We start from the raw sequence: 22,764 nt of genomic DNA, 5'->3' as shown, positions 1-22,764 counted from the left end.
AGAAGGTCCTGGGCATCGCCTCGCCGTCCAAGGTCATGCGCAAGATCGGCCGACAGATCATGCAGGGCCTGCACGGGGGCCTCACCTCCTCGGACGCGGACCGCCGGGCCTGGGCGGCATGCCGCCCGGGCTGGGACGCGGACCGCCGGCGCCGGGAGCGCCGCCGGGACGGCCGCCGCCCGCGGGACGGGGCCCGCCCGGACGGTCGCCGCCGCCGCGTGGGCGGTCATCGCGCTCGGGACGGTCGCCGGCCGGACGCGGGCCGGGACGCGGACCCGGCTTGGGCGACTGGCCCATGCCGGTGTTGGTCGAGCTGAACGGGTTGTTGCCCGGACGCGGCCCGCCGGGGCCACGGCCGCCGCCGCCACCGCCGGAGCGGGGCCCGGGGCGCGGGCCCGGCTTGGGCGAACGGGCGCCCGGCTTCGCGCCGCCGCCCGGGGCGCCGGGAGCGCCGCCAGGGGCGCTCGGAGCGCTCGGGGCACGGCCGCCGTCGGCCGCCGGCGGGGCGCTGGGCGCCTGCGCGGCGGGCGGTGTGACCGGCGTGCTCGGAGCCGGCGGGACGGGCGGGCGCGGGCCCGGCCTGGCACCGCCCGCCGGAGAACCGGCGGGGCCAGGGGCAGGGCGGTCCGCCGGACCGCCGGGAGCCGGCCGGGGCGTGGCCGGGCGCGGCGCTGCGGGACGCGGCGCCGCGGGGCGCGCACCCTGGGAATCGGACGCGCCACCGCCGGGCGCGCCACCGGAGGCGCCGCCGCCGGACGCGCCGCCACCGGGCGGGCCCGGACGCGGTGCGCCCGGACGCGGCCCCGAAGGCCGCTTCGGACCGACGCGCTTGTCCCCCTGCTTGGAGGACGAAGAATTGGAGAAGGCTTCTGTGAGCCTGCGAACGACCGGCGCCTCGATCGTGGAGGACGCCGACCGTACGAACTCGCCCATTTCCTGGAGCTTGGCCATGACGACCTTGCTCTCTACACCGAACTCTTTGGCGAGTTCGTAAACCCGGACCTTGGCCACTGCACTCCCTACTCGGTCCGGGGGTGTGGCCTCCGGACCGTCGCTAACTTGCCGTACTCATCGCGGCGTGCTCATCGAGCGCTCATAGCAATCTCGACCTGCTTCCGACTAGACGTCGCTTACTGTTCGGCCATCCTGTTGCTGCACGTCCCGCCCCGTGAGCCGCTCTCGCAGCACACTTCCATCGAGCGGTCCCGCGAGGCGGAACGCCCGGGGGAACGCCCGACGACGCTCTGCGAGGTCGAGACACTCCAGGTCGGGATGCAGATGAGCACCCCGTCCCGGCAGCCGCCCGGAGGGATCGGGGACGATCACGCCCTCGACCACCACCAAGCGCAGCAAGTCGGACTTGGCCGTGCGAACCCGGCAGCCCACGCACATGCGTCGTGGAACCGCCCGGCCACGTGACATGAGTCTACCGCGCCGAGGCGTCGGCGGGACCTGTCGCATGCTCTCCTGATGCAGAAGATCCGGATTCGCCCGCCCCGGCGCCCTTAGGGGGCGTCTGTCCCGGCGTCCGGCCCGGCGTCTGCTCCGGCGTCTGCTCCGGTGCCTGACCGGCCGCCTGCTCCGGCGGCGGAGCCGTCTGCGCGGCGGGCTGCTGGCCGGGGCGCGTGCGCGCCCCGCTCGGGGTGCCCGCCGGCTCGGTGTCGGACCGGATGTCGATCCGCCAGCCGGTGAGCCGCGCGGCGAGGCGGGCGTTCTGCCCCTCCTTGCCGATGGCCAGCGAGAGCTGGTAGTCGGGCACGATCACCCGGGCCACCCGTCCCTCGGCGTCCACCACCTCGACGGCCGAGACCCGCGCGGGCGACAGGGCGTTGCCGACCAGCTCGGCGGGCTCGTCCGACCAGTCGACGATGTCGATCTTCTCGCCGTGCAGCTCGGCCATCACGTTGCGGACGCGGCTGCCGAGCGGGCCGATGCAGGCGCCCTTGGCGTTCACGCCCGGCTTGCGCGAGCGCACCGCGATCTTGGTGCGGTGCCCGGCCTCCCGGGCGATGGCCGCGATCTCCACCGTGCCGTCCGCGATCTCCGGGACCTCCAGCGCGAACAGCTTGCGCACGAGGTTCGGGTGGGTGCGCGACAGCTGCACCGACGGGCCGCGGTGGCCCTTGCGGACCTGCACCACGTAGGCGCGGAGCCGCTCGCCGTGCTCGTAGCGCTCGCCGGGCACCTGCTCCTGCGGCGGCAGGACGGCCTCGATCTTGCCGAGGTCGACCAGCACGTTCCGCGGGTCCTTGCCCTGCTGGATGATGCCGCTGACGATGTCGCCCTCGCGGCCCGCGTACTCGCCGAAGGTCAGCTCGTCCTCGGCGTCGCGGAGCCGCTGCAGGATGACCTGCTTGGCGGTCGTCGCCGCGATACGCCCGAAACCGCTCGGAGTGTCGTCGTATTCCCGGAGGTCGGCGCCCTCCTCGTCGGTCTCCGTCGCCCAGACGGTGACGTGCCCGCTCTGCCGGTCCAGTTCCACGCGCGCCTTGGGCGCGGCGCCCTCCGTCCGGTGGTAGGCGATCAGTAGGGCGTCTTCGATGGCCTTGACGGCCACGTCGAGCGAGATGTCCTTCTCGCTCTCCAGGCCCCGCAGGGCGGTCATGTCGATGTCCACGAGGTTCCCCCCTCTTCGTCCGGCTCGGCCGGAGAAAGCGTGTCCGGCCCGGCCGGAGAACGCGTGCCCGGCCCGGCCGGGGAGCGCGTCCCCCCGGCCGCCTTGCCGGCGTCGTCCCGGGCAGGCGCGTCGCCTCCGGGTCCCCCGGTGTCGCCCGCGGGGGCCTTGAACTCCACCTGCATGCGGCCGCGTCCCAGCTCGCCGAGGGCGAACCGGCGCCGCGCGACCCGCGGCCCGGCGGCCTTCTTCCCCGCGGATGTCCCGCCGCCCTTGCCGGCGCCTTTGCCGGAGCCCTTGCCCCGGCGCTTGTCGGCGACGTCGATCACGACGGCCTCGTCGTCGGCCGCCACCACGCGTCCCTCGATCTGGCCGCCCTCGGCCAGCGGGGCGACGACCAGCCGGCCGACGGCGCGGCGCCAGTGCCGGGGCTCGGTGAGGGGGCGGTCGACGCCCGGCGAGGTCACTTCGAGCACGTAGGACGCGGTGCCCATGATCCCGGAGTCTTCGAGCAGGCCGGAGGCGGACTCGCTCACCGCGGTGATGTCGTCCAGGCTCACGCCGCCGTCGCGGTCAATGACGATCTTGACGAGGCGGCGGCGCCCGGCGGGCCGCATGTCGACCTCCTCCAGGTCGAAGCCCGCCCCGGTCACGGCCGGCGTGAGCAGCCGGGTCAGCTCGGCGACGGCCGCCTCGCGGGTCGGCCGCGCGGACGCGTCGCCGCGGCCGCCCTGAGCGCGGCCCCCTTGAGCGCGGCCACCGCGGGACTCGACGCTCATGGGACCCTCCTCCTGTTGTACCTGCCCGTGATCCTCACCCGCCTAGGGGCGGGCGAACCACCTGCGCTGAAACCACCGCTTGTCCGCTGGCTCCTCAAGACTATCGACAGCCGGACACCGCAGCGGTCTTTCGAACAGCTCACCGGCGCGGCGGATATGGAATGCTTGAGCTGGCCTGATGGGCGCGCCCGGGGTCCGGGACCGCCGCGGGCCGACACCATCGCACCATCGGGTGAGGAGACGCCCTTGCCGGAGGCCGTTCCGCGCCTGCCACAGGCAGTGCCGCATCCGCCACGGGCGGTGTCCGCGCTCCCGCGCCGCGCGGTGCTCGGCGGGGCCGCCGTGCTGGCGCTGCCCTGGCTCTGCGGCTGCGCCGCGGAGGCCGCCCCCCGGCGGGATGTGTCCACGCTGGTGGGCGCGATCGCCTCCGAGCAGGACCTCGTCGCCTCCTACGAGGCCGCGCGGGCCGCGAACGCGTCGCTGGCCCGCCGCGTCGATCCCGTCCTGGCCCATCACCGCGAGCACCTGGCCGTCCTGAGACGCCACTACGTGCCCGGTTCGGGCGATCGGGCCGACGAGGGCGGCGCCATCCCGTCCCCCCGGGCGATACGGCTGCCCGAGGGGAGCGCCCAGGTCCTCGCCGCGCTGCGCAAGGCGGAGGAGCGCGCCGCCGTGGCGCGCCGGGAGGACGCGGGGAAGGCCGGTCCCGGGCTGTCCCAGCTCCTGGCGAGCATCGGCGCCTGCGAGGCGGGCCACTCCGGGACGGTCAGGCCGCCGACGCCGTACGATGCGCCCAAGTCCGACGTCCAGGCGCTTCAGACGGCGCTGGCCGCCGAGCACGCCGCCGTGTACGGCTACGGGGTGCTCGGCGCCCGGCTGCGCGGAACGCTCCGGCAGACCGCCGCGGCCGTCTGGGACGCGCACCGCGTCCAGCGCGACCGGCTGATCTCGATCCTGTCCGTCCGGCCGGTGGCCGCGGCCCCCGCGTACCGGCTGCCCGTCAAGGCCACCTCCGCGCGGGCCGCCGCCCAACTCGCCGCCGCGCTTGAGGACGCCCTGGTCCCCGCGTACGTGGGGCTGGCCGGCGCGTCCTCCCCCGACCTGCGGGTACTCGCGTCCGGCAGCGCCCAGAACGCCATGGCCCGCGCGGCGCGCTGGCGCATGAACGCGGGCGCGCCGGCCCCGTCCGCCGCGTTCCCGGGGCTGCCGTCCTCGGCGCTGTCGCCGCGTCCCCGACCCGGTGAGTGATCCTGCGGCCCGGTGAGTGATCTCCCGCACGTCGGGAACGAAGGGGCCCCGTGTACGCGTTGATCCCTTTCGTACTGGATGACTCGGGGGAGGAGCCCAGACCTGTCATGACGATCACCCCGCACACCCCGCGTGGGAACGACACCGCCAAGCCCAGCGCCCTGGACGAGCTCAGGGCCGCCTATCACGACCAGCTGACGCGGCTCGCGACCGAGCGCGACGAGGCCCGCCGCCAGGCCCGCCGGGCCAAGGCCGAGGCGGACGTGGCGCGCGCCGACCTCGCCAGCCTCAAGAGCCGCGTCCACGAGCTGCTGACCGCCGCCTCGCGGCACCTTCCGGACCTCCCGGCGCTGGAGGCCCCGGCCGCTCCCGCGCGCACCGCGCTCCCGGCCGCCGCCCCGGACGCGACACGGGACGCTTCGCGGGAGGCCGCGCGAGACGCGTCGCGGGAAGCCGCGCACAAGGGGACCGAACGACGGAGCGCCCGCGGGTCGAAGCGACGGCCCATTCGGGCCGCCTGACCAGGGAGGAACGGCCCGCCCAAGGGCCGTGCGGAGGCCGCCAGGGTCGCTCCCCGGCGGCCTCTGACCTATGCCCGACGCTGCTAGTCTCGATCGAATGACCGCGTACGGCCTCCTCGTCTCCCCTTCGCACAACCGGGTCTACGCACAGGCCGCCGCAGAGCTGGTGAAGGCGGAGCTGACGGTGTTCAGCGAGCGGGCCCTCGGCGGGCGCGTCCAGGACATCGCGGAGACCCCGATCGGCGGCGTCCCGTACGTGACGTTCTCGGCGGACGGCCTCGCGGAGCGGGACGTCCGGCTCCTGTCGAACCTGTCGTCCCTGTACGCGCTGTTCGAGATCCGCGGCGACCTGCTCCGGCCGGTGCCGGTCAAGCCGCTCGACCTGTTCGGCAGCGACCTGCTCACGATCCAGAAGTACTCGGGCAAGACCAACGAGAGCTTCACCAAGCTGCTGCTGAACGTCACGGCCATGGCGACCGACTCCCCCATGGACCTCGTCACCGGGCGGCCCCGGCTGCTCGATCCGCTGTGCGGCCGGGGCACCACCCTCAACCAGGCGATGATGTACGGCCTGGACGCGGCGGGCATCGACATCGACGGCAAGGACTTCGACGCCTACGCGGCCTTCATCAAGACTTGGCTGAAGAACAACCGCGTCAAGCACCAGGCGGAGACCACCAACATCCGCCGGGAGAAGGCCGTCCTCGGGCGCCGCCTCCACGTCACGCTCGGCGCGTCCAAGGAGCTCTACAAGAGCGGCGAGACGATGGAGATCACCGTCGTGAACGCCGACTCCCTCGGGGCGGGCCGGTTCTTCCGCCCGTCGTCGTTCGACCTGATCGTCACCGACGCCCCGTACGGCGTCCAGCACGGCAGCCGCGCGAAGGGCGCCCGTCCGGGACGCGCGGGCAAGCCCGCGCTGTCGCGCAGCCCTGTCGAGTTGCTGGCGGCGGCCGTCCCGGAGTGGGCGCGGCTGCTGCGCCCCGGCGGCGCCATCGGCATCTCGTGGAACACCTTCGTCGGCCGCCGCGAGGAGCTGGCCGGGATCCTGTCCGGCAACGGCCTCGCCGTCCAGGACTCGGACGCCTACCGCGGCTTCCGCCACCGCGTGGACCAGGCCATCTCCCGCGACCTGATCGTCGCGACGAAGACGCAGGGCCAGGCGGGCCAGAAGAGCCAGGCGGGCTAGGCGGCGGCCCACCTCTCCACGTGCGGGAGCAGCTCCTTCAGGTCGTGGATGAGCGCGTCCGGCGGCGTGAGCCCGGGGCGGGTGAAGGCATGGGTCGTCTGGTGCCAGATCTGGACGGCGCGCAGGCCGACCGCCTTGGCGCCGTGGATGTCGTCGTAGGGGCGGTCGCCGACGAACACGCACGAGGCGGGATCGGTGGCGCCGACGGCGTCCATGGCGCTGCGGAACGCCTCTGCGTGCGGCTTCGTCCAGGGGATCTCGCTGGAGTAGACGGCGCCGTCCAGCAGGTGGAGGACCTCGTCGCGGGCGAAGACGCGCTCGTGCCAGTCCCGCGTCCACATGGTGTTCGACAGGACGCCGATCTTGATGCCGCGCTCGCGGAGCGCGGCGAACAGCCCGGGCACGGCCGGATCGGTGTGCGTGTAGGGGGTCCAGGTCTCGAAGTGGGCGTCGAGGATGGCCTCGGTCGGCTCGACCCCGGCGATGGCGAACACCTCGGTGAAGGTGGCGCTGCGGTGCTCCTCGTTCCCGCGCCTCCACAGCTCCAGCTCGGCCTCGGTGAGCGCCGCGATGGCCTTCTCCAGGTCGTCGGGGGGCAGGTGCGCGGAGCAGATCGCGCGCCACATGTCGGTCAGCTCGATGTCGTGCCACGGGGTCAGCGTGCCGCCCCAATCGAAGATCACTGCTTGTACGCCCATGACCGGATGGTAACCACACGACGGCGGCCGGGAGCGATCCATTTGCGGTGGGCGCGCTCCCGGAGCGCGCGCCGGACCGGCGCGAATAGGCCGACCGGCAGCGGGGATACCGGTCCGATCAGCGCAGTCGAGCCGATGGTGGAGGGGCGATGACCGAGCGCAGGCCCGGTGAGGGCCGTGACTTCCGCGAGGACATGGACGACATGGGGGACGACGAGCAGGCCGAGGAGATCGCCCTGACCGAGCAGTACGTCCAGGATCCGCCGGAGGACCACCGCATCGAGGAGCCGGAGGACGGCAGGGACGGCGTAGGCATCACCGACTACGAGCGTCAGACGGCCAGAAGGGGCGACGACGAGCCCTGGCCCGAGCCCGACACGCCCGCCGAGTCCGACGCGGTGAACCCGACGCGCAGGCCCTAGAACTAGGCGGCGAGGTTCGGCTGCCGCTTCATGCCGCGCGCCGGTATCGCCGCCTGGAGCAGGAGTGGCAAGAGTCACTTTGCGGTTCCGTTACCACGCCACGGGGAATGTCGTACCCACGCCGTAGGTTGCGCATAGCGGGCGAACTTGCGAGGTGACCGGGCCATGGACGAGACAGTCACGGTACCGGTCCGCACCTTGACCGAGCCGCTCGCCGAGAAGGCCCTGATCCACGAAGAGGGCCTGATCCCCGAGGAGGCGCCCGCCCGCCCCTGGTGGCGGCGCAAGGCGGGCCTGCTCGCGCAGTGGGCGGTGCTCCTCGGCGCCGTCGCGGCCCTTCCGTTCGTCCACGACCAGCTTCCCGATCTCGGCGTGATGTGGGCCGCCGCGACCCACGCCGATCCCGGCTGGCTCGCGGTGGCCGTTCTCGCCGAGGCGGGCTCGATGGGCGCGTTCGCCCGGCTCCAGCGGCGACTGCTGCGCATCGGCGGTCTGCGGATGACGCTGCGCCGCGCGTTCGCGATCACCTACGCGGGCAACGCGCTGTCCACGACGCTGCCCGCGGGCCCGGCGGTGAGCGTCGTCTACACCTTCCGGCAGTTCCGCCGCGGCGGGGCGTCGGCCCAGCTCGCCACGGCCGTGATCCTGGCGGGCGGCGTGATCACCACGACCGCCTACACGGTGATCGGGGTGGCGGCGCTGATGGCCGACCCGAACGCCCGCGCGCTGGCGCTGACCACACTGGCCGTCCCGGCGGCGCTGGTGCTGCTGCTCGTCCCGGCCCTGCGGTGGCGGCCGCTGCGCGCCCTCCTGTCGGCGCCGCTGCGCCGTGCCTACCGGGCCGCGCTGGCCAGCCCCCGGATCGCCCCGCACGCCGAGCGGCTGGCGGGCGCCCGCGACGTGCTGCGCCCGACAGCCCGCGACTGGGCCGCGCTCGTCCTGCTCGCCACGCTGAACTGGCTGTTCGACATCCTGGCGCTGCTCGCGGCGGCGCGGGCGGTCGGCATCGACGTCGACCCGCACGGCGTCACCCTCGCGTACTTCGCGGCGCAGGCGGCGGGCAGCGTCCTGCCGCTGCTGCCCGGCGGTCTCGGCGCGATCGAGAGCAGCATGGCCGCCTCCCTGGTCGCGTTCGGCGCGACGCTGTCGCCCGCGGCGGCGGCGGTCGGCCTGTACCGGCTGGTCTCCTACTGGGCCGTCGTCATGGTCGGCTGGGTCGCGTGGGTCGCCCTGCACGACGGCCCGCGACTTCCCGAGCGCGCGCGGCAGTATCTGGCCGGTGCCGGGCGCTTCATGCTGGACGGCCTGAACTCCTCGGCGCTCCTCACGCCCTACAGCGCGCTTCCCGCAGCGGCGCCGCGGACGAGGCCCGCCACATCTACCCCGCCGTAACCGAGGTCCGGCGCCTGACCTTTCGAGAGCCCCGCCCGCCAAGGCCGGGGCTCTCCTTCACCCTGCCTCCGGGCGACTTGTTGGGATGGACGGCTGCTGCTAATCTCCCAAGCGAGCGCTTGGTCACATATGAACGGAGGCTCGATGACGTCCCTACGGGTCAGCCTTGGCTACGAACTCGAGGTGCGCGGCCGCTCCCGCGAGGTCGAACGCCGGGCGTTCGAGAACGTGATGGAGCAGGTCGTGCTGGCCGACGAGCTCGGCTTCGACACCGCCTGGTTCGTCGAGCACCACTTCACCCGGGGCTTCTCGCACTCCTCCGCGCCCGACCTGGTGCTGGCCGGGCTCTCCCAGCGGACCGAGCGGATCCGCCTGGGCCTCGGCGTCGTCCTGCTGCCCTTCCAGTCCCCCATCCGCACCGCCGAGCGCGTCGCCACCCTGGACGTCATCTCCGGCGGCCGGGTCGAGTTCGGGACGGGGCGGGGCGCCTCCCCCCTGGAGTACCAGGCGTTCCAGCGTCCGTTCGAGCAGTCCCGCAGGCTGTGGGAGGAGTCTCTGGAGGCCGTCCTCGCGATCTGGAACGCCGATGGGCAGCCGGTGGCGCGGTCGGGCGAGTTCTTCGAGATCCCGGACGTGGCGGTCTACCCGCGCCCGACGCAGGAGCCGCACCCGCCCGTATGGGTCGCGTCCACGTCCCTGGACGGCTACCTCTCAGCCGCCAGGCAGGGCTACAACCTGCTCGGGATGACCATGCTCAAGGGCCTGGACCAGGTCGCCGAGGACATCGCCGCGTACAAGCGGTGCCTGGCCGAGAACGGCTTCGACCCCGGGTCCCGCCGCATCGCCCTGATGATCCCCTGGTACGTCGCGCCCACCCAGCAGGAGGCGGTCGACACCGCCGCCGACGCCGTCCTGTGGTACCTGCGCCGCCAGATCAACCTGGTCGCCCCGCCCGACTACACCGACGCCCGGCACGCCACCCACCGCGTCCTCGGGCAGCAGGCGGTCGGGATGCCCCCCGACGAGGCCATGCGGATCCTGCGGGACGAGACCATGGTCGTGATCGACGACGTGGAGGGCTCGCGGAAGGCCGCCGAGCGCATCGCCGCCGCCGGCGCGACCGACCTGATCTTGCAAGCGCAGGTCGGCGGCCTCGCGCACGAGCACGTCTGCGACTCGATGCGGCTGTTCATGCGGGAGGTCGCCAGATGACCTCGTGGATCACCCGGGCGGCGTTCCCCACCGGACGGAAGACGGCGGGCCTGCTGTCGGTCTCCCCCGAGGCCGACCTCGTGGCGCCGCTGGCCGGACCCGACCGCGACGCCGCCCGGGAGCTGGCCGCCGAAACGCTGCGCGCCGCCGGGATCGGCGCGTCCGACCGCGTCGTCGTCGCCCTGAACGACGACGGCGAGCCCGCCGGGTCGCTGGTGGCGCAGGCCGCCGCCGGAATCGCCGAGGCGGCCGCGTCGGTCGGGCCGCGCGGGCGGATGCGGCTGCACTCCGCGCTGGAGGCCGTCGGCGCGACGGCCCTCGTCACGACCCCGACGGGCGCGATGGACTTCCTCGCGCGGCTGCACCTGGAATTCCTTCTCGACCCCCTCGACCTGGAGCTGCGGCACATCCTGCTCGTCGGAGAGATCCCGTCGCCGAACACCTCCGCGCAGCTCGCGAGCGAGTTCGAGACCTCGGTCCGGGAGCTGTACGCCGACCCGTTCCTCGGCGTCCCGATCGCCCAGCGCGCCCCGTCCGGCGCCGCGCTCACCCCGGTCCGCGACGGCCTGCTCGGCCTCGCCCCGCCCGCCAAGGACGTCCTGCTGGACGCCCCGTACGGCGCGGGCCTCGCGGAGATCGTCGTCACGCCGTCCTGGCACTCCTCGCTCGGCGGCGCCGCGCTGCGCACCGGCCACGCCGTGCGGCTGTCCGGCGGCGAGGACGGCGTGCCCGCGCCCGCGCACACCGCCGGGGAGCACGTGCTGATCCGCGGCCGCTGGGTGTCCCTCCCCAAGATCGCCTCGGCGCTGGCCCGCATCGACGGGCTGGCGTCCTGGGACCTGCGGATCAAGCGGGACGGCACGCTCGACGCCGCCGCGCTGCACGTCACGTTCGCCCGCGAGTCCCTGGTCGGGAATCCGATGTGGAAGTCGCGGATCGCGCAGGCCCTCTACGCGCTGACCCCCGTCTCCATCGACGTCGTCGTCGAGCCCGAGGTCCGCGAGGATCGGCGGCCCGGCACCGTCACCGACGAGCGCGGCCACCACCTGGGCCGCGACCGCTCCCGGCTGTCTTAAGAGCCCCGCGGATGGACATGCAGCCCGTCCCCGCGTGGGGAACGATCCCGCGGATGCTGCGGGACCAGGCCACCGGCCACGGCGACGTCGAGGTCGTGGCCTCCGGAGACGTCCGGCTGACGCTCGCGGGGCTGGCGCGCCGGTCGGCGGAGACGGCGCGCGCGCTGATGGCGCTGGGTATCGCGCCCGGCGACCGCGTCGCGGTGTGGGCGCCGAACACGCCCGCATGGGTCGTGGCCGCCTACGGCATCTGGGACGCGGGGGCGGTGATCACACCGCTGTCCACCCGGTTCAAGGGCCTGGAGGCCGCCGGGCTCCTGCGCAAGGTCGGCGCGAAGGCGCTCCTGGTGGCCGAGGGCTTCATGGGCACCTCCTACCTGGACCTGCTGGCCGGGACGGCGGGACCCGCCACGGCGGGACGCCCGTACCGCGACCTCCCCGACCTGGAGCACGTCGTCGTCCTGGACGGCCCGGTCCCGGCGGCGTCCTCGGGCGCCCTCTCCTGGACGGGCTTCCTCGCGGGCGGATCGGCGGTCTCCCCCGAGGCCGCCGAGGACCGCGCCCTCGCCGTGACCGGGGACGACCTCGCCTCGATCATGGCGACGTCCGGCACGACCGGCGCGCCGAAGGGCGTCATGCTGTTCCACTCCCAGCTGCTGCGGGGCTACTGGGACTGGGCGGAGATCGTCACGCTCCGGGAGGGCGACCGCTACCCGATCATCGCGCCGTTCTCGCACGGCTTCGGGATCAACGCCGGGCTGCTGGCCTGCGTCCTGCGCCGCGCCACGATGATGCCGATCGCGCTGTTCCGCCCGGACGAGCTGATGGACCTCATCGAGCGCGACCGCGTCAGCGTCCTCGCCGGCGCGCCCCCGATGTTCTTCAAGATCCTGGAGGAGCTCGGCTCCGGCGGCCCCCCGTCCCGGGACGTCTCGTCGCTGCGCGTGGCGATCTGCGGGGCCGCCGCCGTGCCGCCCGAGCTGATCCGCCGCCTCGTGGACCGCGTCGGCCTCGAACGCATGATCAACGCGTACGGGCTGATGGAGGGCACGGTCGTGTCGATGACCAGGCCGCAGGACCCGGTCGAGGTCATCGCGCGCTCGACCGGGCGCGCCGTCCCCGGCGTCAGCGTCCGGATCGTCGGCGACGACGGCAAGGACCTCCCGCCCGGCGAGCCCGGTGAGATCCTCGTCGGCGGGTACGGCGTGATGCGCGGCTACTGGGACGACCCCGAGCGGACGGCCGAGGCCGTGGACTCCGAGGGCTGGCTGCACACCGGCGACATCGGCACGCTGGACTGCCAGGGCAACGTGGCCATCGTGGACCGCAAGAAGGAGATGTTCATCGTCTCGGGGTTCAACGCCTATCCCGCCGAGATCGAGGGCCTGCTGCTGCGCTGCCCGCAGGTCGCGCAGGTCGCGGTCATCGGCGTCCCGGACGAGCGGCTGGGCGAGGTCGGCCGGGCCTACGTCGTCCCGCCCGCCGGGACCGTCCTCGACCCGGACGCGGTCATCGCCTGGGCCCGCGCCAACATGTCGAACTACAAGGTCCCCCGCCGCGTGGTGCCGGTGGACGCGCTGCCCGTCAACGCCAACGGCAAGATCGACAAGCCCGCCCTGCACGCCCGCGCCCTCACCGAACAGGACGCCAGCCGACGAGCGTCGTCCCGCCGTCGCCGGTGAAGACGGCCTCCACCTCCAGGCCGTCCCGCAGCTCGGCGGCGTCGCCGATCAGGTCGCCGTACATGAGCAGGTCGTCACCCTCGTCCAGGCGGACGAGCAGCACCGGGAAAGGGACCTCGCCCGCCATCGACCGCATGAAGACCTGGTGGTTGACGATCCAGCTGTACACGCGCGCCCTCCCGCTCACCGGCACCCACTCCGACGCCCGCGACCGGCAGCGGTTGCAGACCGAGCGGGCCGGGAAGCGGAGCGTCCCGCAGCCCCCGCAGCGCTGGACGGTCAGCTCGTGCCTCCGGACGGCCTCCCACCAGGGCGCCGAGTCCCGGTCCGGCTCCGGCACGGCGAAGCTCACGGGTCGCTCCTCAGGATCAGGGCCGACGTCCCGGCCAGGACGTAGCCGGGCTGCGCGGTCGACAGGGCGACCTCGGCGCCGGGCACCTGCCGGTCGCCCGCGGTGCCGCGCAGCTGCGCGACCGCCTCGGCGATGTGGTTGATGCCGTGCACGTAGCCCTCCGACAGGAACCCGCCGTGCGTGTTGACGGGCAGCGCGCCGTCCAGCGCCGTGGCCCCGGACTCGACGTACGGGCCGCCCTCACCCTTGCCGCAGAAGCCGTAGTCCTCCAACTGGACGACGACGGAGTAGGTGAAGCAGTCGTAGATCTCGGCGACGTCGATGTCCCCCGGCCCCACCCCGGCCATCCCGTAGAGCCGGGGAGCGATCCGGGCGGCCTCGGTGACGGTGAAGTCAGTGCCGGATGGGCCGCTCCCGGCACCGGAGAAGAGGCTGTCGCCGCCTCCCCACGCGGCCCCCGAGACGAGCACCGGGGTATGCCGCAGGTCGCGGGCGCGCTCGCGCGAGGTGACGACGACCGCGCAAGCGCCGTCGGTCTCCAGGCAGCAGTCGAGCAGCCTCAGCGGCTCGGCGATCCAGCGTGAGGCGAGATAGTCGTCCAGCGTGATCGGGTCCCGCTTGAGCGCGCGCGCGTTCTTGGCCGCGTTGGCGCGCTGGGAAACGGCGACGGCGCCGAGCTGCTCGTGCGTGGTGCCGTAGGCGTTCATGTGCGCGCGCGCGAACATGGCGAACTGCTGCGGCGGCGCGAAGTACCCGTACGGCGCCTGGTACTGCGTGTCGAACACCGGTGCGGGAGCGCGCCCGGTGCCGCCCATCCGGAACTCCGACCGCGCGTTGATCGCCCGATAGCACACGACGGTCTCGGCGACGCCCGACGCGACCGCCATCGCCGCCTGCCCGACCACCGAGTGCGAGACGCTGCCGCCGCCGAACTGGTCGAGGTACCACGACACCTCGGGCACGCCGAGCGCGGGCGCCACCACCCACGGCGGCGTGGAGTCGCCGACCCGGTGGGTGGCGAGGGCGTCCACGTCGTCCACGGCCAAGCCCGCGTCGTCCAGCGCGGCGAGGATCGCGTCCACGGCCAGCGTGAGCGTCGAGACCCCCGAGTCCTTGCTGAACGGCGTGTAGCCGACGCCGGCCACCGCGGCCCGGTCGCGGAAGGTTCCCACACGCTCCCCCTGTCTACTGGCCAAGCAAGCGCTTGGCCGCAAGTTTACGGACGCGCCGCGCCGCCGTCAACGCGGCCCCGGGACCCTCCGCTCCGCCCGGAGACCGAGCCCCGACCAGGACCTTTGACCGAGATCATCCACTTTGGGAATTCCCGTCCGCGGACGTGGGCTTTAGTGGTCATGCGTCGCGCGCGTTCCACCGAGCTTGACACCGCGAATCGCGCGGCCCTATCGTCCAAGCAAGCGCTTGGCTAAGAGAAGGGATCGGGTCACATGGGCCACGGAGCCACTGCCGCCGCCCTGGCGGGCGACGCGGCGCGACCCGCCGGCCAGGAAATGGACCTCTCCATGCAGGGATCGCCCAACGGCTCGGCCGGCTCACCGGTGACCGACATCGACGGCGCCCGCTTCCGCTCCGTGCTCGGCAGGTTCGCCACCGGCGTGGTGGCCATCACCGCCATCGAGACCGGCACGGGCCGTCCCACGGGCCTGGCCGCCAACTCCTTCACCGCCGTCTCCCTCGACCCGCCGCTCGTGGCCTTCTGCGTAGCGCACACCAGCACGACGTGGCCGCGCCTGCGCGGCGCCGACCGGCTGTGCATCAACATCCTGAGCGAACCGCAACTCGAAGTCTGCAAGCGCCTGGCCCTCAAGGGCGGCGACAAGTTCGCCGACATCGAGTGGACGGAGTCACCGAACGGCAGCCCCCTCATCGAAGGCGCCCTCGCCTGGATCGAATGCTCCGTAGAACAAGAGCACGTCGCCGGCGACCACGTCATCGTCGTAGCCCGAGTCCACGCCCTGGACAAATACCACGACGGCGACCCCCTCCTCTTCTACAAAGGCGACTACGGCAGTTTTTCTTAGCGTTACCCTCGGCGTCGGGCGCTGGACGCCCTCCTTCAACGGGCAACGCGGGCGATCGCTGCATCGCTCCGACTCGCCTGGCGGCTCGCTGCGCGATCAGGTTCTCGCTTCGCTCGAACCTGGCTTCGCACGCGATCGCAGCGCTTAGGTTGTTGACGGCTGAGGTGACTACTCGCGAACTCGGCTAAACAGGACTGTCTTCTGGTGCCCTGAGGCGGGCCAGTACCTGAACCGGGTCGGCTAGGACTTCGGCGAAGGCGAATTCTGCGGCGCCTACCAGGGTGGTGTCGTCGCCTAGGGCGGCTGTGCGGAGGCGGACCTTTTCGCGGGGGGCGGCCAGGGCGCTGGTCGCCAGGACGCTGCGGATCTGGGCGGCGGCGCCGAGGTAGATGTCGCGCAGCGTCCCGCCGAAGATGACCAGGCCCGGGTTGAAGACGTTGACCAGGTTGGCGACGCCGAGGCCGAGCCAGGTGCCGACGCGGTGCAGGGCCTCGCGGGCGACGATGTCGCCGCGGTCGGCGGCGTCGACGACGGCGCGGACGGCGTCGCGGCCGGTCTGGCCGGGGGCTTCCTCGCGGTCGGCGTGGGCGAGCAGCGTGCGCTCCCCGACCTCCGCCTCCAGGCAGCCCTGGGACCCGCAGGCGCAGGGCCGTCCGCCCGGGTTGATGACCATGTGGCCGACCTCGCCGCCGAACCCCTCGGCGCCGCCGAGCAGGCGGCCGCGGGCGATGATGCCGCCGCCGACGCCGACGTCGCCGTGCAGGTAGATGAGGTCGTCGCAGCCGACGCCCGAGCCGCGCTCGTGCTCGGCGAGCGCGCCAAGGTTAGCGTCGTTGCAGACCGAGACGGGGATGCCGAGGCCGAGGCGGCGCGACAGCGCCTCGCCGAGCCGCAGCTCGCCGACGTCCAGGTTCGGGCCGAACATGATGGCGTGGTCCTCGCGCCGGACGGTGCCGGGGAAGCCGAGCGCGGCGCCGACGCACACCGCGTCCCGCTCGGCCTTGCGGACGATCGAGCGCGCGCCCGCGACGAGCGTCCCGAGCAGCTCGCCCGGGTCGGAGCCGCGGGAGCGGGCCGCCTCGCGCCGGTCGAGGACGACGCCGCCGAGGCCGACGCGCGCCACCACGAGCCGGTCGACGCCGACGTCGAACGCCAGCACGTACACGCGCGTCGACTCGGGCCGGACGACCAGGGACGGGCGGCCCGCGCGCCGGCCCGGCTTGCGGGGCAGCTCCTCGCGGACGAGCCCGGCGGCGGTGAGATCGGCCGTCAGCGCCATGATCGTGCTGCGGTTGAGGCCGAGGGACTCGGCGAGCGTCGCCCGGGACGCGGGGCCGCGCAGGTGGACGAAGCGCAACAGCGTCCCGAGGTTGTGGCGCCGGATGTCCTCTTGCGACGGGCCCGCCTTCATCATCGGCGCAGCCCCAGATCGCCGCTGACGCCGGAGGTGATCAGCTCGACGACCTGCCGGTGGGTGATGTCGGCGGTCCTCACCTGGGCCACGGTCCGGCCGAGGTAGAGCGCGGCGACCCGGTCGGAGACCGCGAAGACGTCGTTCATGTTGTGCGAGATCAGCACGACCGCGAGGCCCTGGTCGGCGAGCCGCCGCACGAGTTCGAGGACCTGCTGGGTCTGCGCGACGCCGAGCGCGGCGGCGGGCTCGTCCAGCACCACGACCTTGCTGTCCCACAGGACCGCGCGGGCGATGGCGACGGTCTGGCGCTGCCCGCCCGACAGCGACGAGATGCGCTGCCGGACCGAGCCCATCGTGCGGACGGACAGGCCGGAGAGCGTCTTCCTCGCCATCTCCTCCATGCCGGCCTCGTCGAGGGCGAGGCCGCGGCGGCGCTCCCGGCCGAGGAAGAGGTTCTGGACGATGTCGAGGTTCTCGCAGAGGGCGAGGTCCTGGTGGACGACCTCGATGCCGAGCGCGGCGGCGTCGCGGGGGCTGCCGACCCGGACGGGCGCGCCCTCGAAGCGGTACTCGCCGGAGTCGAACGGGTGGATGCCGCCGATGCACTTGACCAGGGTCGTCTTGCCCGCGCCGTTGTCGCCGACGAGCGCGGTGACCTCGCCCGGGTAGGCGGAGAAGGAGACGTCGTGCAGGACCTTGACGGAGCCGAAGCTCTTGTCGATGCCGCGCAGGTCCAGGACGGGCGTCAATGACATGCCGAGGGGCTCCCACCGTGCCACGCCGCCGTCGCGCGCCGGGCGGTCGTGGGTGGTGAGCGTATCAGCCGGGCTCTCCGCCTCGAAAGCGCGGAACGGCCGCGCCGGACCGTACGGCGGGGCCTGGGAGCCGGCCGCCGGCTCCCAGGGGTCCGCGCCCGGGTTCACCGGCCGGTGTTCGATCGCCGGCGCCTGGCCAGCGCGTCGATGCTCGCGGCGAACAGCAGCACGACCCCGGTGATGAGGAAGCTCAGGTACGCCTTGGTGCCGAGCAGGCCGAGGCCGTTCTCGATGATGGCGATGACGAGGCCGCCGAGCACCGCGTCGCGGGCCTTGCCGCGACCGCCGAACAGGCTCGTCCCGCCGATGACCGCGGCGCCCACCGCGTACAGCAGTTCGTTTCCGCTGCCCGAGTTGGGCGTGACGGAGTTCAGCCGGGACGCGGCCACGATGCCGCTGATCGCCGCGAACCCGGAGGCGATCATGAAGACGGAGATCCGGATGCGGGTGACGTTGATGCCGGCGCGGCGCGCCGCCTCGGCGTTGCCGCCGACCGCGTAGATGTGCCGGCCGTAGGCGGTGCGTCCGAGCACGAACGTGCAGACGATGAGCAGGACGCCGACCAGCGGCACGCCCCACGGGATCCCGGCCAGCGTGATGAACGGGCTGGGCGCGCGGTCGAGGCTGAGCAGGTAGGTGCCGAACAGCAGGACGGCCGCGACGACGGCCGACTGGGCGATCACCAGCTCGACCGGCTTGGAGTGCAGGTCGCGGGCGCGCTGCCGCCGCCAGCGCAGGAGCTGGCTCGCGGCGTAGCCGACGGCGCAGACCACGGCCAGCGCCCAGCCGAGCCCGACCGGGATGTTCTTGTTGGCGAGCGCCACGATGACGTCGTCGCGGACGGAGACCGTGCCGCCCTCGCCGATCATCCGCAGCGTGACGCCCTGGAGGCCGAGGAACAGCGCGAGCGTGACGACGAACGACGGGATCCGCACCACCGCGACGAGCCAGCCGATCGCGGTGCCGATGACGATGCCGATCGCCACGGCGGTGATGACCGCGACGTACCAGGGCTGCCCGGAGTCGGCCATCAGCTTGGCCATCGCGGCGGCGCACAGGCCGCTCGCCACTCCCGCCGACAGGTCGATCTCGCCCAGCAGCAGGACGAATACCAGCCCCATCGCGAGGATGGTGATGGGCAGCGCCTGCGTGAACAGGTTCGCGATGTTGCCCTTGCTGAGGAACGTGTCGGGCCGCAGCACGGTGAACAGGACGATCAGTGAGCCGAGGCCGAGGATCGCCGGGAGCGCGCCGAGCTCGCCGGACCGCACCCGGTCCCAGTAGTCGCCGAGCGCCGAGCGCACGTCGTGCTCGCGCCGGTCGGCGGCGAAGTCGGCGTCGGCCAGCGTCATGGCGGCCTTCCCGCCCTTGGGGATTTCGGTGGACACGTCGGCCCCCTTCAGATGCTCTCGGCGGCGGTGGTCGGCGCGAGGCCGAGATCGCCGGAACGCCCGGCGGTGATCAGCTCCACGATCTGGCCGTGCGTCACGTCGGCCCGCCTGACGTCGGCGGCGACCCGGCCAAGGTAGAGCGCGGTGATGCGGTCGGCCACCTCGAACACGTCGTTCATGTTGTGCGAGATGAGCACGACCGCGTGCCCGGTGTCGGCGAGGCGCCGCACCAGGTCGAGGACCTGGCGGGTCTGGGCGACGCCGAGCGCGGCGGTGGGTTCGTCCAGGATGACGACCTGCGACTCCCACAGCGCTGCCTTGGCGATCGCGACGGTCTGCCGCTGCCCGCCCGACAGGCTGGCCACCTGCTGCCGCACGGACTTGACGGTGCGGACCGACAGCCGGGCGAGGGTCTGGCGGGCGGCCTCCTCCATCGAGTCCTCGTCCAGGACGATGCCCTTGCGCCGCTCGCGGCCGAGGAACATGTTCTGGACGATGTCGAGGTTGTCGGCGAGCGCGAGGTCCTGGTAGACGACCTCGATGCCGAGCGCGGCGGCGTCCCGGGGGCTGCCGATCTCCACCGGGCGCCCGTCGAACTCGATCCGCCCCGAGTCGGTCGGGTGGATCCCGGCGATGCACTTGATCAGGGTCGACTTGCCCGCGCCGTTGTCGCCGACGAGGGCCGTCACCTCGCCCAGCCGCAGCTCGAAGTCCACGTCGTGCAGCACATGGACGGCGCCGAAGCTCTTGTTGAGCCCGGTCAGGCGGAGGACGGGATCACCGTTTTCTGCCACGAGTCTCCTTCCAGGGATTCTCCGTCGGCCGTGGCGGGCCCCCTGGCGGCCCGAGGTTCCGGGGCCCCGGGACGCCTCCGCTGGGCGGGGCCCGCCACGGAGTCAGCGGGACCGCGTCACTGGACGCCCGCGGCCTTGCACTTGGCCGCGTAGGCGCCCTTGCACAGCTCGGAGGTCTTGACGAAGCCGTCGCCCGTGACCTGCTTGATGTTGTCCTTGAAGACGCCGATGGGGTTCAGCAGCACCGACGGGACGTCGCGCTTGCCCTGCGGGTCCTTCGTGGTGCCGTTGGTCTCGCCCTTCTCGCCCTTGAGCAGCGCGACGGCGAGCTTGGCGGCGGCGTCGGCCTCCTGCTTGACGGGCTTGTAGACGGTCATGCACTGCGTGCCGTCCAGGATGTTCTGCAGGCCCTGCTCGGTCGCGTCCTGGCCGGTGACGGCGACCTTGCCCGCCTCGCCGTTCTTCTTGATGATCGACGCGGCGGCGTTGCCGAGGTTGTCGTTGGCCGCCAGCACCCCGTCGATCTTGCCCTTCTGCTCGGTCCAGATCTGCTCGAAGATCGTCACGGCCTTCTCCGGCTTCCAGTCCGGGACGGGCTGCTCGGCGACCTTCTTGTACGTGGGGACCTTGTCCAGGACGCTGTGCGCGCCCTGGGCGAACAGGGTCGCGTTGTTGTCGGTCGGGGAGCCGTTCAGGTAGGCGATGTTCGCCGCCTTGTCCCCGAGGCACTTCTGGAGGCCCTTGCCGAGTTCCTCGCCGACCTTCACGTTGTCGAACGAGACGTAGTAGTCGGAGACGCCGCCGAGCGTGAGCCGGTCGTAGTCGATCGTCTTGACGCCCTGCGACTGCGCCTTGCGCTGGACGGCGGCGGCCGAGTTGGAGTCCAGGCCGTCCACCACCAGGACCGTCGCGCCGCTGGTGATCATCTGGTCGGCGATCGTCTGGAACCGCTGGGTCGAGCCCTCGGCGTTCTGGATGTCGTACTTGACGCCCGCCGCCTTGAACGCCTGCTCCAGGTAGGGCCGGTCGAAGCTCTCGTAGCGGGTGGACGAGGTCGTGTCGGGCAGGATCACGCCGACCTTGCCCTTGGCCGAGCCGGAGACGGCCTTCGAGTCATCGGAGTCGTCGCCGCCGCAAGCGGTCAGTGCGAGCGCCGCGGCCGCCGACAGGGCGGTGAGGCTGAGGATCCCCTTGCGCATAGCCCGGGTCCTTTCTGGGGGTGGCCGCGTCGCGGCGGCCGGGGTTCGCAGCGCCGGTGGGCGAGCCCGCGAGCCACCGGCGTGAATGTTGTGCCCCGCAACTTATGTCGCGTTCACGGACGACGCCAGACTCCTCGCACGGGGAATTTGTTGTGGGCAGTAACAATCTCGTAACGCGAGATCAACCCAGGAGTGACCCGTCCGGCATGGATCGGCCCTGAGAGGGCGGCCGAGGACGCACCGGAGCGGGGTGGGATGTCGCAGCGGCTCAAATGTTCTGCCGCTCAACTTTCAGCCGCAGCGCTCCAGGGCGGCGGGGCGCGAAGGCGGCGGGGGGCGCCCGGACCCACTTGCCGTGATCATGCAGGTGGCCTCCGGAGTGCGCCGGGCCGGTGCTGCATGATCACGTTGATCAGTGGACGGCGAGAACCAGCGCGACCCTTTCGGCCGCGGTGGCGACGTCATCGGCGGACGCGATGCGCTCGGCCCACGACCACCAGTACCACCACCCGTCGGCGCCCTGTTCCGCCAGGATGTTCTCCGTGAGGGCGGACGCGTCCGGGTTCATCACGTGCAGGCTGGGCGACTGGCCGCGGGGCAGGGTGAGACGCACCCGGAAGCCCCGGTCGGCCAGCTCGTCGCCGAGCTCTTCCAGATATTCGATCCGCGTCTTCGCAGGCGCGGCGGTTCCCGTATCGTCAGGCGTCATCCTCGTTTTCCCCATGGATTCCGCGCGGCCCGACGAGCACTCAGCCTTTCGTGTCGCCGTCGCCTCCGCAAGCATTTCGGGCACGTCAGCGGGGTGCGCCGCGCCGGAGGGACGGGGGCGGGGGGCGCGTCCCGGGTGTCGGGGACACTATCCGGGATATCTTGCGCCTAACAGGCGAACGGGAAGATGGGGACGAAGATGGCGGCGAGCGCGGGGGCGAATCCGGAGTGGACCCGGCCCGACCAACAACTGCCTGAGCGGCCGGCGCCCGAGCAGCCGACGCCCGAACCAGGAGCGTCGGAACAGCCGACGCCCGAACTGGGAGTGCCCGCGCCGGGCGTACCCGCGCAGGGGCCACCCGCGCCGGGGGTGCCCGCGCCGGGGGTGCCCGCGCAGGGGGTGCCCGCGCAGGGCGGGCCGGTGGACGGGCCGCCCGCGCAGGGAGTGCCCGCCCGGGGCCGCGAGGACGTGCCGACCTGGCACCGCTTCCACTACGCGGTCGGCGTGTTCCTCGTGGCGTACGGCGTGACGGCCCTCGCGGGCGCGGGGCTCCAGTGGGCCGACCGGCGCGACGAGCTGGAGGGCTACTTCGGGTCGGGTCCCGCTGGCGCCATGCTCGTCGGCGTCAAGGCGATCGAGGCGCTGCTCGTGCTCGCCACGGCCGCCGGGCTCGCGCGCAGGCGCGACATGTGGTTCGTCCCGCCGCTGGCCGGGTGGATGGCGGGGTTCGCGATGTTCGCCGTGCTGGACGTGCTCAAGGGCCGGTGGGGCGGCCTCCTGGAGCATGTCGTGTACCTCGCGGGGTTCGTCGTGCTGCTCTTCCTCTCCTACGGGCTGAGCGCGAAGGCCCAGCTCGGCGCGGCCCGCGCGGCCGCCCGCGCCGCCGGAGCGACCGGAGCGACCGGAGCGGCCGGAGCGGGCGAGCCGGGCGCGGCCGGGGAGGGGCCCGGGCAGGGCCGGCTCACCCGGACGCAGGAGTTCGCCCTGGCGGCGATCAACCGGCTCCCGCGCCCCTGACCCGCTGCCGGTGTTTCCGGCGGATGATCACCGAAGCGGGCGATGTTGGCAGATGTTGCCATTGGTGATCCCCGGGCCCGGTGCCAGCTTTGGGCTCCATGAGAGCGAGAAACCTGGCCTGGTCGGCGGTGCTGGCCACGTCCCTGGCGGTGCCCGCGTCGCTCGCGACGTCCGCCGCCGCGCAGGCCCCCGCACCATCCC

The 22,764-nt window shown here is 73.1% G+C and carries 22 protein-coding genes and 1 pseudogene; 10 read left to right on the top strand and 13 right to left on the bottom strand.

The genetic code is table 11. The features are described 5' to 3' along the window. The 4 genes and pseudogenes from E1298_RS51290 to rimP form a co-directional block, all read right to left on the bottom strand. A partial coding sequence (locus E1298_RS51290) for a hypothetical protein (protein ID WP_279499185.1) occupies nucleotides 1-230 on the bottom strand: 230 nt, incomplete at its 3' end. Between the two features lie 889 nt (nucleotides 231-1,119). Then, nucleotides 1,120-1,392, bottom strand: coding sequence for a YlxR family protein (locus E1298_RS25180; protein WP_243725788.1), 273 nt, complete (start codon nucleotides 1,390-1,392; stop codon nucleotides 1,120-1,122). Between the two features lie 34 nt (nucleotides 1,393-1,426). Next, nucleotides 1,427-2,617 (bottom strand): transcription termination factor NusA, encoded by a 1,191-nt coding sequence (nusA, locus tag E1298_RS25175; protein WP_165975654.1) that lies wholly within the window; start codon nucleotides 2,615-2,617, stop codon nucleotides 1,427-1,429. Nucleotides 2,618-2,781: 164 nt separating this feature from the next. Then, nucleotides 2,782-3,393 (bottom strand): annotated as a pseudogene (gene rimP / locus E1298_RS25170) (ribosome maturation factor RimP); the annotation flags it as partial. A 300-nt stretch (nucleotides 3,394-3,693) separates the two neighbouring features. On the opposite strand from rimP, the gene E1298_RS50525 reads away from it, so the two are divergent. The 3 genes from E1298_RS50525 (at nucleotide 3,694) to E1298_RS25155 (ending at nucleotide 6,351) form a co-directional block, all read left to right on the top strand. Beyond that, entirely contained in the window at nucleotides 3,694-4,641 is a 948-nt protein-coding gene (locus E1298_RS50525; RefSeq protein ID WP_243725787.1) for a ferritin-like domain-containing protein, read from the top strand. A gap of 107 nt (nucleotides 4,642-4,748) precedes the next feature. Continuing rightward, nucleotides 4,749-5,162, top strand: coding sequence for a hypothetical protein (locus E1298_RS25160; RefSeq protein WP_131897380.1), 414 nt, complete (start codon nucleotides 4,749-4,751; stop codon nucleotides 5,160-5,162). Nucleotides 5,163-5,259: 97 nt separating this feature from the next. Then, entirely contained in the window at nucleotides 5,260-6,351 is a 1,092-nt protein-coding gene (locus E1298_RS25155) for a TRM11 family SAM-dependent methyltransferase (RefSeq protein WP_131897378.1), read from the top strand. Here E1298_RS25155 and E1298_RS25150 read toward each other — a convergent pair. Further along, nucleotides 6,348-7,049 carry an HAD family hydrolase gene (locus E1298_RS25150; protein ID WP_131897376.1) on the bottom strand — a complete coding sequence of 234 codons (702 nt, stop codon included), beginning with the start codon at nucleotides 7,047-7,049 and terminating at the stop codon, nucleotides 6,348-6,350. The genes E1298_RS25155 and E1298_RS25150 overlap by 4 nt on opposite strands. Before the next feature lie 149 nt (nucleotides 7,050-7,198). Here E1298_RS25150 and E1298_RS25145 point away from each other — a divergent pair, with 149 nt between their 5' ends. From E1298_RS25145 to E1298_RS25125, 5 genes are all read left to right on the top strand, one after another. Next, a complete protein-coding gene (locus tag E1298_RS25145; RefSeq protein ID WP_131897374.1) occupies nucleotides 7,199-7,471 on the top strand; it encodes a hypothetical protein in 273 nt (90 codons plus the stop codon). 165 nt (nucleotides 7,472-7,636) lie between these two features. Continuing rightward, nucleotides 7,637-8,863 (top strand): lysylphosphatidylglycerol synthase transmembrane domain-containing protein, encoded by a 1,227-nt coding sequence (locus tag E1298_RS25140; protein WP_131897372.1) that lies wholly within the window; start codon nucleotides 7,637-7,639, stop codon nucleotides 8,861-8,863. A 144-nt stretch (nucleotides 8,864-9,007) separates the two neighbouring features. Continuing rightward, nucleotides 9,008-10,075, top strand: a complete 1,068-nt coding sequence (locus tag E1298_RS25135) for an LLM class flavin-dependent oxidoreductase (RefSeq protein WP_131897370.1) — start codon at nucleotides 9,008-9,010, stop codon at nucleotides 10,073-10,075. Then, nucleotides 10,072-11,151: a phenylacetate--CoA ligase family protein gene (locus tag E1298_RS25130; RefSeq protein WP_131897368.1), complete on the top strand. Its 1,080-nt coding sequence runs from the start codon at nucleotides 10,072-10,074 to the stop codon at nucleotides 11,149-11,151. Before E1298_RS25135 ends, E1298_RS25130 begins: the two co-directional genes overlap by 4 nt. 11 nt (nucleotides 11,152-11,162) lie before the next feature. Beyond that, nucleotides 11,163-12,833, top strand: a complete 1,671-nt coding sequence (locus tag E1298_RS25125; protein ID WP_131897366.1) for an AMP-binding protein — start codon at nucleotides 11,163-11,165, stop codon at nucleotides 12,831-12,833. Here E1298_RS25125 and E1298_RS25120 read toward each other — a convergent pair. Both E1298_RS25120 and E1298_RS25115 read right to left on the bottom strand, forming a co-directional pair. Next, nucleotides 12,784-13,185, bottom strand: a complete 402-nt coding sequence (locus E1298_RS25120; protein WP_131897364.1) for a Zn-ribbon domain-containing OB-fold protein — start codon at nucleotides 13,183-13,185, stop codon at nucleotides 12,784-12,786. The genes E1298_RS25125 and E1298_RS25120 overlap by 50 nt on opposite strands. Next, nucleotides 13,182-14,357 carry a thiolase C-terminal domain-containing protein gene (locus tag E1298_RS25115; RefSeq protein ID WP_131897362.1) on the bottom strand — a complete coding sequence of 392 codons (1,176 nt, stop codon included), beginning with the start codon at nucleotides 14,355-14,357 and terminating at the stop codon, nucleotides 13,182-13,184. Before E1298_RS25115 ends, E1298_RS25120 begins: the two co-directional genes overlap by 4 nt. A 348-nt stretch (nucleotides 14,358-14,705) precedes the next feature. Here E1298_RS25115 and E1298_RS25110 point away from each other — a divergent pair, with 348 nt between their 5' ends. Next, nucleotides 14,706-15,224, top strand: coding sequence for a flavin reductase family protein (locus E1298_RS25110; protein WP_131897396.1), 519 nt, complete (start codon nucleotides 14,706-14,708; stop codon nucleotides 15,222-15,224). Between the two features lie 184 nt (nucleotides 15,225-15,408). Here the strand turns inward: E1298_RS25110 and E1298_RS25105 are convergent, their stop codons facing one another. The 6 genes from E1298_RS25105 to E1298_RS25080 form a co-directional block, all read right to left on the bottom strand. Further along, complete coding sequence (locus E1298_RS25105; RefSeq protein WP_131897394.1) at nucleotides 15,409-16,635, bottom strand: ROK family transcriptional regulator; 1,227 nt, start codon at nucleotides 16,633-16,635, stop codon at nucleotides 15,409-15,411. Continuing rightward, a complete protein-coding gene (locus E1298_RS25100; protein WP_131897392.1) occupies nucleotides 16,635-17,393 on the bottom strand; it encodes an ATP-binding cassette domain-containing protein in 759 nt (252 codons plus the stop codon). Before E1298_RS25100 ends, E1298_RS25105 begins: the two co-directional genes overlap by 1 nt. Nucleotides 17,394-17,557: 164 nt before the next feature. After that, nucleotides 17,558-18,841, bottom strand: coding sequence for a sugar ABC transporter permease (locus E1298_RS25095; protein ID WP_243725786.1), 1,284 nt, complete (start codon nucleotides 18,839-18,841; stop codon nucleotides 17,558-17,560). A gap of 11 nt (nucleotides 18,842-18,852) precedes the next feature. Continuing rightward, nucleotides 18,853-19,638 carry an ATP-binding cassette domain-containing protein gene (locus tag E1298_RS25090; protein WP_131897360.1) on the bottom strand — a complete coding sequence of 262 codons (786 nt, stop codon included), beginning with the start codon at nucleotides 19,636-19,638 and terminating at the stop codon, nucleotides 18,853-18,855. A 116-nt stretch (nucleotides 19,639-19,754) separates the two neighbouring features. Next, a complete protein-coding gene (locus E1298_RS25085) occupies nucleotides 19,755-20,837 on the bottom strand; it encodes a sugar ABC transporter substrate-binding protein (RefSeq protein ID WP_131897358.1) in 1,083 nt (360 codons plus the stop codon). Between the two features lie 412 nt (nucleotides 20,838-21,249). After that, the gene (locus tag E1298_RS25080; protein WP_165975653.1) at nucleotides 21,250-21,546 is read right to left on the bottom strand and encodes a hypothetical protein; all 297 of its coding nucleotides are present in this window, start codon (nucleotides 21,544-21,546) and stop codon (nucleotides 21,250-21,252) included. Nucleotides 21,547-21,732: 186 nt separating this feature from the next. Between E1298_RS25080 and E1298_RS25075 the strand changes: the two genes are divergently transcribed. Beyond that, nucleotides 21,733-22,563, top strand: a complete 831-nt coding sequence (locus E1298_RS25075; RefSeq protein ID WP_131897356.1) for a hypothetical protein — start codon at nucleotides 21,733-21,735, stop codon at nucleotides 22,561-22,563. The last annotated feature ends 201 nt before the right edge of the window (nucleotides 22,564-22,764 follow it).

The organism is Actinomadura rubrisoli, assembly GCF_004349215.1.
Lineage (GTDB): Bacteria > Actinomycetota > Actinomycetes > Streptosporangiales > Streptosporangiaceae > Spirillospora > Spirillospora rubrisoli.
Note: the sequence above shows the minus strand (reverse complement) of the source record. Positions and strands in the feature narration are given on the sequence as shown.

Excerpts from the sequence above, each read along its gene's own strand:
- E1298_RS25180 (WP_243725788.1), bottom strand. The coding sequence starts at position 1,392 with ATGTGCGTGGGCTGCCGGGTTCGCACGGCCAAGTCCGACTTGCTGCGC.
- E1298_RS25160 (WP_131897380.1), top strand. The coding sequence starts at position 4,749 with ATGACGATCACCCCGCACACCCCGCGTGGGAACGACACCGCCAAGCCC.
- E1298_RS25155 (WP_131897378.1), top strand. The coding sequence starts at position 5,260 with ATGACCGCGTACGGCCTCCTCGTCTCCCCTTCGCACAACCGGGTCTAC.
- E1298_RS25150 (WP_131897376.1), bottom strand. The coding sequence starts at position 7,049 with ATGGGCGTACAAGCAGTGATCTTCGATTGGGGCGGCACGCTGACCCCG.
- E1298_RS25145 (WP_131897374.1), top strand. The coding sequence starts at position 7,199 with ATGACCGAGCGCAGGCCCGGTGAGGGCCGTGACTTCCGCGAGGACATG.
- E1298_RS25140 (WP_131897372.1), top strand. The coding sequence starts at position 7,637 with ATGGACGAGACAGTCACGGTACCGGTCCGCACCTTGACCGAGCCGCTC.
- E1298_RS25135 (WP_131897370.1), top strand. The coding sequence starts at position 9,008 with ATGACGTCCCTACGGGTCAGCCTTGGCTACGAACTCGAGGTGCGCGGC.
- E1298_RS25130 (WP_131897368.1), top strand. The coding sequence starts at position 10,072 with ATGACCTCGTGGATCACCCGGGCGGCGTTCCCCACCGGACGGAAGACG.
- E1298_RS25125 (WP_131897366.1), top strand. The coding sequence starts at position 11,163 with ATGGACATGCAGCCCGTCCCCGCGTGGGGAACGATCCCGCGGATGCTG.
- E1298_RS25110 (WP_131897396.1), top strand. The coding sequence starts at position 14,706 with ATGCAGGGATCGCCCAACGGCTCGGCCGGCTCACCGGTGACCGACATC.
- E1298_RS25105 (WP_131897394.1), bottom strand. The coding sequence starts at position 16,635 with ATGAAGGCGGGCCCGTCGCAAGAGGACATCCGGCGCCACAACCTCGGG.
- E1298_RS25100 (WP_131897392.1), bottom strand. The coding sequence starts at position 17,393 with ATGTCATTGACGCCCGTCCTGGACCTGCGCGGCATCGACAAGAGCTTC.
- E1298_RS25085 (WP_131897358.1), bottom strand. The coding sequence starts at position 20,837 with ATGCGCAAGGGGATCCTCAGCCTCACCGCCCTGTCGGCGGCCGCGGCG.
- E1298_RS25080 (WP_165975653.1), bottom strand. The coding sequence starts at position 21,546 with ATGACGCCTGACGATACGGGAACCGCCGCGCCTGCGAAGACGCGGATC.
- E1298_RS25075 (WP_131897356.1), top strand. The coding sequence starts at position 21,733 with ATGGGGACGAAGATGGCGGCGAGCGCGGGGGCGAATCCGGAGTGGACC.